General features: G+C 47.8%; 13 protein-coding genes. 5 read left to right on the top strand and 8 right to left on the bottom strand.

Going from position 1 to position 15,874, the window contains the following annotated elements; translation table 11 throughout:
• Window positions 1–47: 47 nt before the first annotated feature.
• The 7 genes from recN to AC23NW_RS32080 form a co-directional block, all read right to left on the bottom strand.
• Window positions 48–1,721, bottom strand: a complete 1,674-nt coding sequence (gene recN / locus AC23NW_RS32050; RefSeq protein WP_487454684.1) for a DNA repair protein RecN — start codon at window positions 1,719–1,721, stop codon at window positions 48–50.
• A gap of 95 nt (window positions 1,722–1,816) precedes the next feature.
• Window positions 1,817–2,722 (bottom strand): type IX secretion system protein PorD, encoded by a 906-nt coding sequence (gene porD, locus AC23NW_RS32055; protein ID WP_293836071.1) that lies wholly within the window; start codon window positions 2,720–2,722, stop codon window positions 1,817–1,819.
• A 19-nt stretch (window positions 2,723–2,741) separates the two neighbouring features.
• Window positions 2,742–3,959 carry a bifunctional phosphopantothenoylcysteine decarboxylase/phosphopantothenate--cysteine ligase CoaBC gene (gene coaBC / locus AC23NW_RS32060; RefSeq protein ID WP_487454685.1) on the bottom strand — a complete coding sequence of 406 codons (1,218 nt, stop codon included), beginning with the start codon at window positions 3,957–3,959 and terminating at the stop codon, window positions 2,742–2,744.
• Between the two features lie 38 nt (window positions 3,960–3,997).
• The gene (locus tag AC23NW_RS32065) at window positions 3,998–4,309 is read right to left on the bottom strand and encodes a DNA-directed RNA polymerase subunit omega (RefSeq protein WP_293836076.1); all 312 of its coding nucleotides are present in this window, start codon (window positions 4,307–4,309) and stop codon (window positions 3,998–4,000) included.
• A gap of 60 nt (window positions 4,310–4,369) precedes the next feature.
• Entirely contained in the window at window positions 4,370–5,269 is a 900-nt protein-coding gene (locus tag AC23NW_RS32070; protein ID WP_487454687.1) for an outer membrane protein assembly factor BamD, read from the bottom strand.
• Between the two features lie 168 nt (window positions 5,270–5,437).
• Window positions 5,438–6,019 carry a T9SS type A sorting domain-containing protein gene (locus AC23NW_RS32075; protein ID WP_293836079.1) on the bottom strand — a complete coding sequence of 194 codons (582 nt, stop codon included), beginning with the start codon at window positions 6,017–6,019 and terminating at the stop codon, window positions 5,438–5,440.
• Between the two features lie 153 nt (window positions 6,020–6,172).
• Window positions 6,173–7,954 (bottom strand): OstA-like protein, encoded by a 1,782-nt coding sequence (locus AC23NW_RS32080; protein ID WP_487454689.1) that lies wholly within the window; start codon window positions 7,952–7,954, stop codon window positions 6,173–6,175.
• A 188-nt stretch (window positions 7,955–8,142) separates the two neighbouring features.
• Here AC23NW_RS32080 and tilS point away from each other — a divergent pair, with 188 nt between their 5' ends.
• The 3 genes from tilS to AC23NW_RS32095 all read left to right on the top strand — a co-directional run bounded on the left by tilS (window position 8,143) and on the right by AC23NW_RS32095 (window position 12,571).
• A complete protein-coding gene (gene tilS / locus AC23NW_RS32085) occupies window positions 8,143–9,492 on the top strand; it encodes a tRNA lysidine(34) synthetase TilS (protein WP_487454691.1) in 1,350 nt (449 codons plus the stop codon).
• 144 nt (window positions 9,493–9,636) lie between these two features.
• Window positions 9,637–11,913, top strand: a complete 2,277-nt coding sequence (locus tag AC23NW_RS32090) for an OmpA family protein (protein ID WP_487454693.1) — start codon at window positions 9,637–9,639, stop codon at window positions 11,911–11,913.
• Window positions 11,914–12,298: 385 nt separating this feature from the next.
• Window positions 12,299–12,571, top strand: coding sequence for a hypothetical protein (locus AC23NW_RS32095; RefSeq protein ID WP_487454695.1), 273 nt, complete (start codon window positions 12,299–12,301; stop codon window positions 12,569–12,571).
• A gap of 176 nt (window positions 12,572–12,747) precedes the next feature.
• Here the strand turns inward: AC23NW_RS32095 and AC23NW_RS32100 are convergent, their stop codons facing one another.
• A complete protein-coding gene (locus AC23NW_RS32100; protein WP_487454697.1) occupies window positions 12,748–13,440 on the bottom strand; it encodes a class I SAM-dependent methyltransferase in 693 nt (230 codons plus the stop codon).
• Between the two features lie 307 nt (window positions 13,441–13,747).
• On the opposite strand from AC23NW_RS32100, the gene AC23NW_RS32105 reads away from it, so the two are divergent.
• Both AC23NW_RS32105 and AC23NW_RS32110 read left to right on the top strand, forming a co-directional pair.
• Complete coding sequence (locus AC23NW_RS32105) at window positions 13,748–14,152, top strand: hypothetical protein (RefSeq protein ID WP_487454699.1); 405 nt, start codon at window positions 13,748–13,750, stop codon at window positions 14,150–14,152.
• A gap of 242 nt (window positions 14,153–14,394) precedes the next feature.
• Window positions 14,395–15,816: a hypothetical protein gene (locus AC23NW_RS32110; RefSeq protein ID WP_487454700.1), complete on the top strand. Its 1,422-nt coding sequence runs from the start codon at window positions 14,395–14,397 to the stop codon at window positions 15,814–15,816.
• The last annotated feature ends 58 nt before the right edge of the window (window positions 15,817–15,874 follow it).

A 15,874-nucleotide genomic window follows, 5' to 3' on the forward strand; every position in this document is an offset into this window, starting at 1 on the left:
TGCAACTGGTAGCGTATACTGGAATTAAGGCCGTAGCCGACAGGTCGTTACCTGACCGCTACGGCAGCGTTTTGTTTCAGAATTTCACGGGCGTGTTTCAGCGTACTCTGCGAAGGATTATTCCCGCCGATCATCTGGGCGATTTCCTGAACCCGTTCATCCAGGCTCAGCTGCCGGATCCGGCTGACGGTTTTATCGGCCGAATGATCTTTGTACACAAAATAGTGAGCCGTTCCCTTACCGGCAATCTGCGGCAGGTGCGTAATGGCAATAATCTGGTGATTATGGGCCATTTCCCGCATCATTATACCCATTTTAATGGCGATTTCACCCGAGATTCCGGTATCAATCTCATCAAAAATAATGGTCGGCAAGGAACGTTTGCTGGCCAGAATATATTTAATTGCCATCATCAGGCGGGAAAATTCACCGCCCGACGCTACATTTTTTAGCTGCTGTTGCTTAATGCCCTTGTTGGCGCTGAACAGAAACGAAACGGTGTCAATGCCGGTCATGGTTGGCTTACCGGTCTCTGACAGAATATGCAGCGAAGCATTCGGCATACCCAGATCGGCCAGCAGCGTAGCAATTTCCTGTTCAATCGGTTTCAGCACGGCCAGGCGGGCTGACGAAAGCGCTTCTGCACTCTGCATCATCACCTGCCGGGTTTGCTCTGCCCGCGCCTTTGCTGCATCCAGCTCATCGTCCAGGTTCAGGACTTTGCTGACTTTTCTGGCCAGCTCTTCCTGAATAATAAGCAGTTCCTGAACTGTTTTTACCTGATGCTTTGTCTGAAGCTGATAAATAACCGAGAGCCGTTCCCGGATTGTTTCCGCGCGGTCTTCATTGGTTTCAACGCCATCCTGTTCGTCGCTGATCTCACTCGCCAGATCCCGTAGTTCAATCAAAGCACTCTGAGCGCGTTCGAGCAGGGGCTCATACTGGGCCGAGAGCTTGCTGACGGTCGCCAGGCTGCTGACAACGCCTTTCAGCAGGTCAATAACCGACTGTTCCGGATTGTCCAGATAGTCACTGGCCAGCTGTAGCCGTTCGCGGATTTCCTCGGCATTTTCCAATACGTTCAGTTCCTGTTCCAGCTGCTCCTGCTCGTCGGCCTGTAGCTGAACTTTCGAGAGCTCTTTGTACAGAAATTTATTATAATCAAACTCCTTGCGCATCGACGATGCTTCCTGCTGGAGTTTATCGTAGGCTTGCTGGGCCTTTCGGTAGGCCTGAAAATCATTGTGATAAATCCGCAGCAGATCATCATCCTGCGCGTAGGTATCCACAATTTGAAGCTGGTATTCATTGGAGCCCAGCAGCACCGAATCGTGCTGGGAATGAATGTCCATCATCTGGCTGGTAACCCGGCGCAGGACATCCAGTGTCACGGGGGTATCATTCACAAAAGCCCGTGATTTGCCGCTCGGGCTGATTTCCCGCCGCACTACACACGTAGTGCCATAGTCCAGCTCTTCTTCATCAAAAAGCTGTTCAATGAAATAGCCGGCCACATTGAAGGTCCCTTCAATGATGCACTTTTTTTCCGGATCGTATAGTACTTTGGTATCTGCGCGGTTGCCCAGCAAAAGGCCGATGGCTCCCAGCATGATCGATTTACCGGCACCTGTTTCACCTGTAATGATATTGAGTTCAGTATCAGGTACCAACTCAAGCCTGTCAATCAGGGCGTAGTTTTTTATGAGTAAATGCGTCAGCATACGGTTAGCTCCTTACAAAGTAAACAACGCACTCAGGCTGGCGGGTTCCCTGCCGGAATGCGTGCAACGTTAAAAAAAAAGCGCTGAAAATCACCCTAATTTAACAGGCGGCGGTAGGCTTCTGTTTTGCCCGGATCTAACTGAGCCAGCAGATCGAACGCCTTTTTACGTTCATTCGGCGTGCCTTCATACATGATGTTAATGATTTCTTCGCCTTTCGCATCGAAAAACGAGTTGATCAGAACAGAGTTGGGCACCTGCAACATCAATTTACGGATATTAGTCAGCAGATCAAGGGTTTGCTTACGAACTTCAATCGGATTCGATGCAAACAGGTCGAGGCCCATGCGATGGTAGGTATACAACCCTTCGCGAAACGCCAGAAACTGCTGGTTCTGAAGATTTTCAACCAGATAATATCGGTTCCGTTTGTCACCTTCGGGGCCCCAGTAGCTGCGTGCCGGTCCCTGCTGGGCATAGTTCATAACCGAATAAGCTTTCTGGACATATGGATTACCACCCAGTCTGCTGAACGTATCATAATCAACAGCCAGTGCCAGATAGGCATAGAAGGCAATAACCGATGTAAGTTCGTCGGTATACAGGTTATCGCGGTAATAAACCGGCTGGGTCGGCAGGTAGGCAAAGCTGAAGTTCCGGTCCACGTAGCTGAACACGGTTGTTTCATAATTTGTCCCGTAGACCGGCCTTGTTATAATAAACTGCGCCGTTCCTTCAAATACGCCCTGCGAAGTTGATTTCAGGAGGTTAATATTCAGGGAACAGTTTATTTTTTCCGTCGAGGTAAACTGATCATTGGTCCAGCGACGGTTATTAAGCATGTCTGTAATAAAGGCCTTTAACTGATCGTAATACGTAAAATCAGTTTTCTGCTGCGCTGCCAGCTGGTCGGCATTGACCGTAACGCGGCAGTTAAGCTCCTGTGCCTGAGCCGTAAGGAATAGGCAGACCGACAGACAGCATGTGAGGATGAATTTCATAAATGAAAATGCGCTGATGTTATAAAGCACGTTCGACGAGGTGCAGGATGTCCCGGGCTACGGCCTCTTTAGATTTAAGGCTAAATTCGTAAACCTCTTCGTTTTTGTCAATAACGGTAATTTTGTTTGTATCGTGTCCGAAGCCCGCACCTTTGTCGCGCAGCGAATTCAGTACAATCCAGTCCAGGTTTTTGGAATGCAGCTTTTTCAGTGCGTTTTGCCGTTCATTCTCAGTCTCTAAGGCAAAGCCCATCATCAGCTGGCCTGCCGTTTTCCGGCTTCCCAGGGTAGCCGCAATATCGGTTGTTTTGGTTAGCTGGAGATCAAAAAGTGCATCTTTCTTTTTTATCTTCTGATCCGCCGGATGTGCCGGTGTATAATCAGCCACGGCTGCATTCAGAATAATAACATCAGCCTCGGGAAACGCCTCTTCGGTAGCGACAAACATGTCAGCTGCCGAGCGGATGCTGATCCGCTGGATGGTACTGTCGGGAAGCGGCAGTGCTGTCGGACCACTGACGAGCGTAACCGATGCGCCGGCCTTGGCAAAGGCGTCAGCGATGGCATAGCCCATTTTGCCGGTCGAGTGGTTACTGATGTACCGGACGGGATCAAGGGGCTCCTGAGTCGGGCCGGCTGTGATTAATACGCGCTTACCGGCAAGGGCCGGCAGATGATTAAAATGCCGGTCCAGCACCTGCACAATTTCTTCCGGTTCCGCCAGCCGGCCCTCACCAATCAGCCCACTGGCCAGTTCGCCGTATGCTGCATTGATAATATGGTTGCCGTAGGAGCGGAGGCGGCTGAGGTTGCCGGCGGTGGCCGGATGTTTATACATGTCGAGGTCCATCGCCGGCGCAAAGAACACCGGACAGCGGGCCGAGAGATACACCGCTGACAGCAGGTCATTACACAGCCCCTGCGCGCAGCGGGCAATGGTGTTGGCCGAAGCAGGGGCTATCACCAGTGCATCAGCCCAAAGACCCAGATCAACGTGATTGTTCCACTGACCGGTCTGATCCTTGACAAAGGTTGTTAATACCGGCCGCTTCGACAGGGTCGACAGTGTAAGGGGTGTAATAAATGTGGTAGCGGCTTCGGTCATGATTACCTGCACATCCGCACCGGCCTTTACGAGGAGGCGGATCAGGTAAGCTGCTTTGTAGGCCGATATACTGCCGGAGACACCAAGCAGAATCCGTTTTCCCTGCATCATTTTACCATAAAAAAACCGCATGGAAAGCCCATGCGGTTCTGTCACATGTACTATTCAGACTAAGCTTCTTCTTCAGTGTTGTAACGGAAGTAGATTTTGCCTTCCAGAAACTCATCTGTAGCAATCGAAGTAGGCTTAGGCATACGTTCGTAGTATTTCGAAATTTCGATTTGCTCGCGGTTTTCGAAAACTTCTTCGAGGTTATCAACCGCCGACACAAATTCTGAAAGTTTCCCGCTCAGCTCTTCTTTCATTTTTGTAGAAATCTGACGGGCACGCTTTGAGATAATAGATACAGACTCATACAGGTTGCCTGTTGCGGCTGCGATTTTATCCGTATCGCGGGTAATCAATGAAGGATTCGTTGCCATATTTTGCTGGTTGAAAGAAGTAGTTTGTCTTCAGTTTGAACAACAATAGACTACTTTAAATTAATTCGCTGATGTTACTTTCGCCGGACGATTTGCATCGTTCTGCTTTTGCTGTAACTCTTTTATTTCTTTTTCAAGTTTATCGAGCCGTTCAATTTCTTTCTGACTCGTTTCAAACATTTTTTCCGATTGGCGGAGGTTAGCGCTTTTCGGGAATTTATCAGTCAGCTCCTGATGATAAGTCAGAACATCCTTGTAGCGTTCTTTCTGCTTGGTTTCCATACTGTTCTGTGCGTACTGAAACTGGGCATCAACTTTAAGATACGCTAATTCTTCGTTAAACTCCGAATCCGGAAATTCCTTCTGAAAGTTGTTAATCGCAACAACGGATGACTTCAGTGACGAAATGTTGAACGAACTTGTTTTGTAATACAATTTGGCCCGCTCGTAGGCTTTCGTTTCCAGCTTTTTACGGAGATCACCAATCATTTTGGTGCAGTCATCACGGTATTTACTCTCAGGATATGCATTCACAAAATCCTGAAGCGAAGCCATCGCCACTAAGGTATTCGACTGATCCAGGTTGTATTTGGGCGTATCCTTATACAAGGACAAGGCGTACATATACATGGATTCCTGGGCGTAATCACTTCGGGCAAACGTTTCGTAGAACTTCTTAAACAGGGTAGCACTTACGGCGTATAGCTGCTGATGATACTGTGTGTATGCATAATAGAACTGAGACATTTCCTGTTCCGAACTACCACGCAGGCGGGGAATTAATTCTTCAAAAAGCACCCCTGCCTTATACCAGTCTCCCTTTTTGTAATACTCGAGTGCCGCTTTGTACTTTTCGTCATCAGTACCGTGCTTCTGTAACTTTGAGAAAGGGCTACATGCGCTGAAAAGCACCGCTAAAACTAACCCACAAAAAAATCCGACGATTCGGCGTTGTTGCATATGGCCGCAAAGATAATAAAAAATAAAATAAGCCGCTGAGCGATCCGACGCTTCGGCGGCTACTTGTAAAAACGTTTGGACAGAAGGATTAGTGCCTGTTCTGAGTAGTCAACAGGTGTACAAACTGCTTTTTTAAGATTTTTTAAAACTTAGTTCAGCAAAACCGGACTACTGACGGCGAATCAGTAATTTCTTTGTTGCAACAGCTCTGCCGTCAAGCATCAGCTGATAGCAGTACATGCCGCTGGCCAGTGAATGCGTATTGATACGGATCCGGCGGTCGTTCTGATCGAGCGTATATTCGGCAACCGGTGTAAAGAGAATACTCAGAATGACCAGTTTGGCATCACCGCCCGGAGTCATGAACTGGTAATCGATATCGACGTAGTCGTTAACAGCCGGATTCGGATAGGCATTTGACACAACAAGACGGTCGCTGACATACAGCTTATTCTCGTTCTTATCGGCGCGGAGATTTTCGTTTTCTTCTTTAGCTGAAACCCGCGCTTCGGATGCCTGCGACGCCTGAACTTCAGTCATGGCCGTACGGGGAGCCGTACCGGTTGAGGACGTAAGTTTGAAGCGGTTCAACGGGCTGGATAATGTGCGGTTCAGCGTAGGGGCACCGGAAAACAGGGATGTAGTCCCTCCGGGTGCTGTTGCCTTCAGCGTGATTGGCTTAGCGGCAGATGTTGAACGACCCATCTCCAGGCGACTCTTCGTCTGCGCCTGCAGCGAAGTCGTGGCCATGAGCAGTAAGCCGGTTAAACATCCAATAAAAGGTATATATTGTTTCATCGTTAGTCGAAATCAGGGTATTTTAACGCCACAGTACAAAACTATTTATAATAAAGAGAATTGCAACGCGTTACAATGTGAAAAATTGTTAAATGGTACTTAAAATTACTGTTTCTTTTTCGTTAGAACAGAATTCAGGGCGGATGGTTTAGTCAGTGGTCCGCTTTTTTTGTTAATGGCCGGTTTCCTTGGCTGAACGGTAATCTGATGAGTCAGCACGGTTGTTTTGTCGGGTCTGTCTTCTTTCCGCCAAAGAAATCCTTCCAGTACTTTCTTATCTTCATTCATTTCAACCGGAGGTACAAACTGGGCATCCGGCTGCCCGTAAAAACGGATTTTCTGCACTTTACTTTTCTCGTCAAATTCCAGGTTCATGCGGCTGCATTCTACATGGTTTAATCCGACAAGCTTATTCTTTTCATCAACGGCAAAGTAAATACTCTGTCCGTTTCCTTCCACAATTACCCGGTCCAGTACGGTCCGGTTCACGGTTGTTGTAGAACCTGGTTTCTCCGGTTTTACCTTTGCTTTTCCTTTAGCCACCGTCTGACTGGCCGGTGGTTCCGTTGAAACAGTATCGGTAACTGACCGGAAATAGGCCGTAATACTGCGGCCTTTAACCTGATTAAAGTTCTTCAGCGTATCCTGCGCAATAACGAAGGATCTTGTGCGTAATAGCATCCGGTCGATCCGGTTGTTTTTCATTTTTGCCGTCATGGAATCGGCTTCCATCTGATAGTTCTGACTCCATACAATCGGCTTTTTATAAAAGTAAATCGTTGAATCAGCTACGTCGTAAACCAGTGAATCACATCGGCTTTGCAGGTCTGATTTATAGACAATTACATTTTTCTGGCCAATTAGTTTCTTCGGCTTTTTCGGTTCGTCTTTTCCATTACCATCGTTAAGACGAGCCGAATCCGATTTTGTAACAGCCGGCGCATCAAATGCAAACAGCGTATCAGCCCGCATGAATAACGTATCCTGACTAACCACACTGCGTACCACGGCATGGCCGGTTACCCGCGACACCCCTGCCTTACCGTTGTATCGTCCGTGATCACCGGTAATCACCGTTTTGTCTTCTTTCGAGACCAGCACCACGTTGCCTTTGGCAATGCCTAATTCAGTGGTGTTATCGTAAAAAAGCGTATCACCGGTCAGCGTGTATTTCGGCATTTCAACGGTCGTACGCTTTTGAAAATTCGACACACGCGTGGCCGTGTTATATTCTCCTTCCTTAGCAAAAATTGTACCGTCCTTGTTCACAATTTTGGTTGGTCCGCGGAAGGTAGCGATCCGGCTCAGGGAATTGTAAACCAGCGAGTCGTTGGATAATGTTCCTTTCGGCCCGACCAGTTTTACGTTTTTATAAAATCTGAACTGCTTGATGCGGGTATCATAAAAACCTTCATTGCTGGTCAGCACGTTTTCGCGGTCAACAATCCGCCCTTTAACCGGATAATGGGCGATGCCGTTCACCATGTCATAATCCAGTTTGGTGGTTGTCAGGGTCATTTTGCGATCCCGCATCGTGATGCGTCCCCGCAAATTTGCCTGACGGGTATTTCCATAATAGAACATGGTATCGCCTTTAATGGAAATGGTATCACCCTGAACAATCCGTACGTTACCGTATGCTTCAATTACGTTGGTTGTCACATTCTGGATGGCCAGGTCGCAAAACATTAATACGCCTTTATGCCGTAACTTTACGTGATTAACCAACCGGCGGACGACCCCGTCGGGGTTGTTCAGAACAACCAGGCTGTCAGGCGGCGGAGACAAAAGCTCAACCTTTTCCGTGTTTCCGGATGGAGCGCTCCCCGGCCGGCCCTGCTGCGCCTGAGCGAGCACCGGCCAGACAATGGCCAGCCACAGAACCACGTTTATGATAAGGACTCTGTTTTTATGAAAAACGTTGCAGTGCATAGTAAAAAAGATGCGCAAACAGCCGGTGTTCGTGCCGGACATACATGCTGTAAACGCACATGAGTATAAAAATGGCTTTAAAAGCGCAAAGTGATCGGTTAAAAACAAACGACAAAGATAGGCTGTCCCGGGCAGACACTGGTATGCAGGACCGCTTTTTAAACTTTGTTAACGATGAATGGGGGCTTGGCGATACATCCGCTAAGCAATCCGTCCGGGTATTGTTAACGGTCAGCGGCGGAATCGATTCTGTGGTACTCACACACCTGTGTGTGCAGGCAGCCCTGAACGTCTCCGTTGCACACGTCAACTTCGGGCTTCGGGGTGAGGAGTCCGACGGCGATGAGGCTTTTGTCCGCACGCTGGCTGCACAATACGGGATACCTGTTTACGTAACCCGCTTTGAAACCGCAGCAGAAGCTGCCAAAACCGGTGAGTCGGTGCAGATGGTTGCCAGACGGTTACGGTATGCCTGGTTTCATCAGCTGCAACAACAAGATGGCTTTACCTACATTGCGACGGCACACCATCAGAACGATGTGCTGGAAACCACGCTGCTGAACCTGGCACGCGGTACAGGTATTGCGGGGCTGCGGGGTTTGCCCAGACAAAACGGAGTGATCATCCGGCCGCTATGGTTTGCAACGCGTGCCGAAGTCGAAGACTATGCCGTACAACAGGGGCTGATCTGGCGGGAGGACAGCTCAAATAAGGATGATAAATACCTGCGCAATCAGATCAGACATCATGTTGTACCCGGGCTTGAGGCATTGAATGCTAATTTCTGGGGAACGTTTCGGCGCACAATTGACCGGTTGCAGGCTTCCGAAACAATATTGGCCGGTGAACTGAACAGAAGCTGGGAATGGGTTACAGATTATTCATCTTCAGAGCAGATTGTTATCAATAAAGCTAAACTTGGCACGCTCCTTGAACCAACCTTCCGGTTGGCTGAATGGCTGCGGCCATTTGGGTTTGTGCCTGATCAGATTAGGCAGCTCGCGGGCTGTCTGACGTCTGAACCGGGGCAGTGTTTTGAAACGGCAACCCACCGGCTATGGCATCAGAAAGAAAGCCTGCTGCTGGTGCCGAAAACGGTGCCGCCGGCTGCCACGCATAGCTGGCCTTCGTGGCCGGCCGGTAGGGTAGAAATAGCCGGTCTGGGCGCCCTTGATTTTTCAGCAGAAGCAGTGAGCGGTAATTATAAGTTCTCTGCTAATCAGCGTGTTGCCTGTCTGGATGCAGACCGGTTGGCCGGCGATGTTGTTGTTCGTCCGTGGCAGCAGGGGGATACATTCCGGCCGATCGGGATGAAGGGAAAGAAACTGGTCAGTGATTTTCTGAATGAACAAAAGGTCCCGCAGCCCGAGCGGGCAACGGTGTATGTGCTCCTGGCTGGCGGGGTGATTGTCTGGGTGATTGGCTACCGCATTGCCGATACTGTAAAACTAACACCAATGACACGCAAAAGTCTGGTAATTAAATTGTTATGAGAGTTTCCTGGTAGATATGAACTGATTTGCAGGCGTTTAGATAATATTCTTGTTCTTTTTTCGCCTGAGAATTTTTTTTGGCATTCAATTTGATAGTAACACGGTAGCCCATAATACATTAATTCAACAGTATTCTCTCAGACCATGAATCGATTTGTACGAACGCTGCTGTTGGCCGGGCTGGTCCTCTGGTGTTTCACTGCGCAGGCTCAGAGCACACGATTACGAGCGGCTAACAAACAATTTGAAAACATGAGCTATGTCAGCGCAGTGCGGATGTACGAGGAGTTTTTGCGGGCAGACCGCAAAAAGGATGCGGCAGAGACCCGTGAGGCACTGATTAAGCTAGGCTTTTCATACCGGAAACTACAGGACAGCCGGAACGCAGAGCGCGTTTATGCCGAGCTGGTTAAGGATAACAGTGACCTCGACAGTGAGATCTATCTCTACTATGCACAGTCACTGGCTTCTAACGGCAAATACCGCGATGCTCAGAAAATGTACAGCAAGTATGGCGAAAAGCAGGGTGAAGACCTACGCGGTCGTCGGTTTACGGTTTCATACATGGATATGAATCGTTTTTACCAGGATTCATCATCCTATCGCTTGTCCAGCCTGCCGATCAACTCACGCCAGGCAGATTTTAGCCCGATGTACTACAAGGGAGGGTTAGTATTTGTATCGGCCCGAGACGAATCAGGGGCGATCAAGCGGGTGTTCAACTGGAACCAGACACCATTCCTGGACCTGTACTTCCACGCGGATACTAACCAGTTGCGTACAGCAGCCCCCGAAGTCGCCCGTGCCACAAATACAGCACAGGTAGGCGGTAGTGCACCGGCCGAACAGGCTGCTGAAACAAATGCATCACCGGATAAAGGTGTCACGAAAGCCGAAATTTTCAGCCGTACGCTGAATACAAAATACCACGAAGGTCCGATGACCTTTACGCGTGATCAGACAACGATTGTTTTTACACGGAACAACGCCAGTAAAGGGAAATCAGGGAAAAGCTCTGACGGTGTCCGGAAACTGAAACTATACATTGCGAACGAAAAGAACGGCAAGTGGATGTCGGCCAAGGAAGTACCGTTCAACAGCAATGAATATTCTGTAGGTCACCCTGCTTTTTCGCCGGATGACAGCAAACTATATTTTGTGTCGGATATGCCCGGCGGGTATGGCGGTACGGACATCTACGTGGTGGAGTACAACAACGGCCAATGGGGAACGCCGGTAAACCTGGGGAAAGACATCAATACCGAGGGCAACGAAATGTTTCCGTACGTTGATGGAAACGGCAACATTTATTTTGCTTCAGATGGTCACGAAGGTCTTGGCGGGCTGGATATCTTTTTTGCGGAACTGAAAGACGGTGTCGCTTATAAAGGAGTTGAAAATCTTGGTGCGCCGATCAACTCCGAAAAAGATGACTTTGGTTTAATTACGGATAAGAGCCGTACGACCGGTTTTTTCAGCAGTAACCGGAAAAAAGGCATCAGCGACGACGATATTTACAGCTTCCGCCGTTCGTGCAAGCAGCTTAACCTGATAGTTTACGACAAGAAGACACAGCAGCCGCTGGAAGGTGCCGATGTGCGGATTGTCCGGAACGGGGTGAATCAGGACCTGCTGGTAACCAACGCACGCGGCGCAACACAGATGTGTCTGGACGCCAATACCGAATATGAATTCAAGGCGGTGAAAGAAGGGTATGCCCTTAACAGTGCCCGGTATTCAACCCTGACGCAGTCGCCAGCTCCGGTCATCAATATCTCGATTTACCTTGACCGCAGTGAAAATACTATTGTGAAAGGCGTTGTAAAGCGTGAGGTGGACGATAAACCGGCTTCCGGTGTAAAAGTGACCCTGCGTAACGAAAAAGACAAGTCAGAGCGCACCATCGAAACCGGACCGGATGGGGGCTATGAGTTTGACATGAAGCCCGGAGCTCCGTATTCAATCAGTACAAAAAAAGACAAATATACCAGCCGTACCAAGCAGCTGAAGACAAAGTCGCCGCAGGTAGTGACCGATACCCTTGGCTTATATGGTGAAGGTGATGTCTACGAACTGAAAAACATTTATTACGACCTGAATAAATTCTTTATCCGCCCGGATGCGGCCCGCGAGCTGGATCACGTTGTGGCCCTGCTGAAGGAATACCCGACGATGAAGATCGAACTGCGCTCGCATACCGATGCACGGGCAAGTGACACGTATAATATGCGGCTCTCTGAGAACCGTGCCCGCGCCGCGCTGGATTACATGGTATCAAAAGGAGTGAGCCCGAAACGCTTAACGGCCAGAGGGTTCGGCGAAAGTGAACTGGTCAATGATTGCGGCGACGGGGTTGAATGCTCCGAAGCAGACCATCAGGCAAACCGGCGGACTGAATTTAAAATTCTCGCGGTTCAGTAATCGGACTATAACCACATAACAGAAAGGCGTAAATGGGCTGGCTCATTTGCGCCTTTCTGCGTTTATAAGCAGCTTTTACGGACATTGTCATCGTTTACAAACTCGTTTTTTTACCAGGCAGATCAACCGGAAGATTAGGTTGTGGTTCAGATTTGTCAACGGAATAATCCCTGATATGTAAGTTTTTTGCCGGTTATTCAATTCCTGACCGCATGATAACGTTTACGGTAAGTGTTGCCGCATCTGTTTTACATTAGCTTATAAGTAGTTGATTTTCTGCTTTAAATTAAATTGTCCACCCGATTGTCTACCCCCGGAATTAGGAGAGGCCGGGCGGGTGGTACTAGATTGGTACCGGAAAGTCGACACAGAGGTAACTACGTTTATGGAAACAGAAGTTATGTGGTTAAATATGTTACGGATGGTTCAGTTTGCTGTCCGGTTTGGCGTATTCGCCTGTATAATGGCGATTCCGTTGGAAGAATCCGGGGGGCATGCGTATCAGGGAAGACCTGAGCCGGTACCGGTAACGGCGGATATGGCTTTTCAGGAAGCAGACAGCCTGTCCGGGCTGCATCCGGAAACCGGTGAAGGGATTGATATGGCTGACCGCAGTGATGTTTTGGTGAGCAGCTCCGGCTACAGACCGGAAAAATAGAGGCCATAGCAAACGCGGATACACCTGTTTGCTATGGCTTGCATCGGAAAGCGGACCTTAACTATCTGTTCAATTCAACCCATTGTCGGCAGGGCGGCCAGCAGGTAAAAACAGACAAGCAGTAGTTTTTTGAAAAGATCGGTTTTCATACGCCGTAAATCAGAAAACAGTAAAAATCAGAAAGCCTGAAAGAAAATCTCCGTTGCCGGAGCGTGCTGTAAATCAATGTTGTATAGTTTTTTCATTATGAAGCCGTGCTCGATCAGGAAGCGTAAGCCGTATTTACGGACCATGCCATGGTTAGGCAACACCGGGCTTTCTACATGCCGGATGGCGTAATTCGAAAAATACCGGCCAACGTCTGTTGGGTCGATGCTGAACGGAGGCGTTGCCATTGTCGGTGCATATTCAAGTGTATTCAGGAAATAGGTCGTCCCCGGCTTCGTCAGCTCTTCCAGCTTTTGCAGATAGTGCATACGCATAGGGCAGGGAAGGGCAACCAGCGACGCGCGGTCATAAACCAGATCAATATCGCCCATAGCTTCCGGGGTTAACGCAAAAAAATCACCACAGATAATGGTCAGATTGCCCGACTCAAACCGGTTGCCACAACGTTGGTAAGGAATATCATTTTCCTGAAAGTACTGAAGAACCGCTTTTTCGACCAGTTCAACGCCAATTACCTTTTCTGCAAACTGACTGAAATACAGCAAATCCAGTGTCTTTCCGCACAGGGGTACCAAAACTGTTTTGCCGGCTAAGCTGTCCGGGGGCAGGTGTTGCAGCAAATACGGGTGTACATCCCGCCGGTGAAAACTTGTGTAGTGGCCTTCTAATTCCCATGATTTGACCCAGAATTGTGCTTCCATTAGTGCCTTGCTATTTGATTAAGAGTAGTTATTTCGATAGCACAAAGGTCTTATGAATCAGGGAGTTCGTTGTCAGGATAAGTACTGGATTTTGAGATCAGGGATTTTTACGCACAGGTGCCGGAGCAACGACGGGAATTTACGCAGTCCTTTCTTTAGGAAGTTAGTACAGTAGTTTTCCGTAAATAATAAGTATTTGCCTCTGTTAATTGAATTAAATCTATAATTAATTTTATTATATTTATTGTCTTGTTACTAGACAATAAACTCAGGCTAGCTTATATTTGTCCGATTATCGTATCGATTCATGATTCCAACAATAACTATTACTACGATGAAAAGACTTACTTTATTCCTGATGATGATGATGGCTGCCGTGATAGGTTATGCACAAACCGCCGCAACGCCACCGACTGACTTTTTTGCTGGTAAATGGGAAATTGCAATTGCCGGAACCCCCATGGGTGATGTAAAGCTTGTTACGGAGCTGGTTCGGAAGGATAGTAAATTAACCGGTGAGCTGGCAGATCCTGCGGACAGTAACAAACCCAAACTGCCGATTACAAAAGTGGAAGAAAAAGGAGACAAGCTGATCATTTACTTTGAGTCAACGCAGGCGGGTGAACTGGCGCTGGATCTGAACAAAGCCGATGAAAATACATTGAAAGGTACCGTTTACAACTTTGACGCCATTGCTAAACGGATAAAGTGACCGTCTGACAGGGCTACGATACAGATTCAATAGGTTGAGGTTATGTAGCCGGCTGTGATATTCGTGTGCTCATAGAAAGGATGGTCTGCCAACGTCAGGCAGCTATCTTATCTATGAGCTTTTTATGTATTAACGGGTGCACGTAAAGGTTAAATTTTGCAATAGATAGTTGTAAACTCGCAAAAAAAAGCCTTAGTTTAAGCAGGTTCTTAAGTCCACATTCTGCTAATTAGTTGATGATCATGAAACACCGCCAGTACGGTCAAGGCATTCACACATTTACCATTTTTTCTTCTAAAGGTCTTTTGTCATTTGCGAAGAGTACCTTTCTCCTGGGCGTTTTAGTTCTTTCCGTCATAAAAGGATACAGTCAGACAAGACGGTATGTAAAAGCTGACGGCACCGGCGACGGCAGCAGCTGGGAACAGGCAAGCGGCGATTTACAGGCTATGATCGATGCCAGCCATGCAGGTGATGTGGTATGGGTTGCAACGGGTGTCTATAAGCCAACGACAACAACCGACAGAACTATCAGTTTCAGCCTGAAAGATAGTGTAGCCGTCTACGGCGGATTTACCGGAAATGAACGTACACTTTCTGAACGCCCCGCAATAAACTTTATAGCTCAGGTAAATTCCATTTTAAGCGGTGATATCGGGGTGCCGAATGTAGCCGGAGATAATAGTTTTCAGGTTTTTAAGCAAAGCCGCTCATTATCCCGGAAGACAATTCTGGATGGCTTTGTCATTACTGCCGGAAATTCAATAACTACTAATGGTTTTAGCGGGGGGGCAATAATGTTAGCAATACGTAATCGTGATATTTATGAACCTGTTTTTAGAACCTGTTTTTTTACCGGTAATCAGGCAGTGGACTATGGTGGCGCCGTTGGTTTGAATTTTGGGTTGAATACGCCTGAAGGGAAACACAGCATCCTGTTTGAGAACTGCCGTTTTGACAATAATAGTGCTGAAAAAGGTGGCGCGATAGGGGGACTTATCTGGAACGGAATCTGTGAAATTCAGTTCATAAACTGTGAATTTACGGATAACTCAGCGAGTTATGGCGGAGCCATGTATTTTGATATAAATTACTCGTGTAGCTTACTGCAAAAGTCTGATAAGTGTGTTTTTAAAAACAATACTGCGTCTGTAAGCGGTGGGGCTATTTATAGTGAATCAAGGGTAAGTGTTTATAAGCCAGTGTTTAATGCCTGCTTTTTTTATAATAACGTTGCCTATGATGCGGGAGGTGCCATAGCTACTTCGATGGAGCTTAGTGAAAATAGTGTGCAGGTTATTAACTCATCTTTTCAAAATAATTATGCGCTGAATGCCGGTGGTGTATATTGGGGGGAGAACATAAGAGACGCTTCATTCGCCCCACCGTTGCTGCCACAGTTTATCAATTCATCTTTTCAGAATAACTTTACCATTGCCGGTAAGGGCAGTGTCATCTATTGCACGGGGAATTTTAATAAGCCACTGCTGTCGAATTGTATCCTGTGGAATAATGGAGGTGCCGAAACGTTTGGTGTAAAAAACGGCAGTCGTATTGATGTCAATTATTCGTTGGTAGAGCCTGCCGTAACAAATTTTTCAGGCGATTCAACCGTAATCGTCACTACCACCTCACCGTTTGAGTCAATCAGGGCTTTCTCATAAAAAAAGGCAAGAACCAGTATGTCCTATTTTTGTGGTGACGAAACTACAAAACGATGAC

This window comes from Arsenicibacter sp. R0_47 (assembly GCF_057652235.1).

Coding starts and splice junctions, on each gene's coding strand:
- AC23NW_RS32090 (WP_487454693.1), top strand. CDS start 9,637: ATGAATCGATTTGTACGAACGCTGCTGTTGGCCGGGCTGGTCCTCTGG.
- AC23NW_RS32065 (WP_293836076.1), bottom strand. CDS start 4,309: ATGGCAACGAATCCTTCATTGATTACCCGCGATACGGATAAAATCGCA.
- AC23NW_RS32075 (WP_293836079.1), bottom strand. CDS start 6,019: ATGGCCACGACTTCGCTGCAGGCGCAGACGAAGAGTCGCCTGGAGATG.
- tilS (WP_487454691.1), top strand. CDS start 8,143: ATGCAGGACCGCTTTTTAAACTTTGTTAACGATGAATGGGGGCTTGGC.
- coaBC (WP_487454685.1), bottom strand. CDS start 3,959: ATGCGGTTTTTTTATGGTAAAATGATGCAGGGAAAACGGATTCTGCTT.
- AC23NW_RS32110 (WP_487454700.1), top strand. CDS start 14,395: ATGAAACACCGCCAGTACGGTCAAGGCATTCACACATTTACCATTTTT.
- AC23NW_RS32100 (WP_487454697.1), bottom strand. CDS start 13,440: ATGGAAGCACAATTCTGGGTCAAATCATGGGAATTAGAAGGCCACTAC.
- AC23NW_RS32105 (WP_487454699.1), top strand. CDS start 13,748: ATGATTCCAACAATAACTATTACTACGATGAAAAGACTTACTTTATTC.
- recN (WP_487454684.1), bottom strand. CDS start 1,721: ATGCTGACGCATTTACTCATAAAAAACTACGCCCTGATTGACAGGCTT.
- AC23NW_RS32070 (WP_487454687.1), bottom strand. CDS start 5,269: ATGCAACAACGCCGAATCGTCGGATTTTTTTGTGGGTTAGTTTTAGCG.
- AC23NW_RS32095 (WP_487454695.1), top strand. CDS start 12,299: ATGGAAACAGAAGTTATGTGGTTAAATATGTTACGGATGGTTCAGTTT.
- porD (WP_293836071.1), bottom strand. CDS start 2,722: ATGAAATTCATCCTCACATGCTGTCTGTCGGTCTGCCTATTCCTTACG.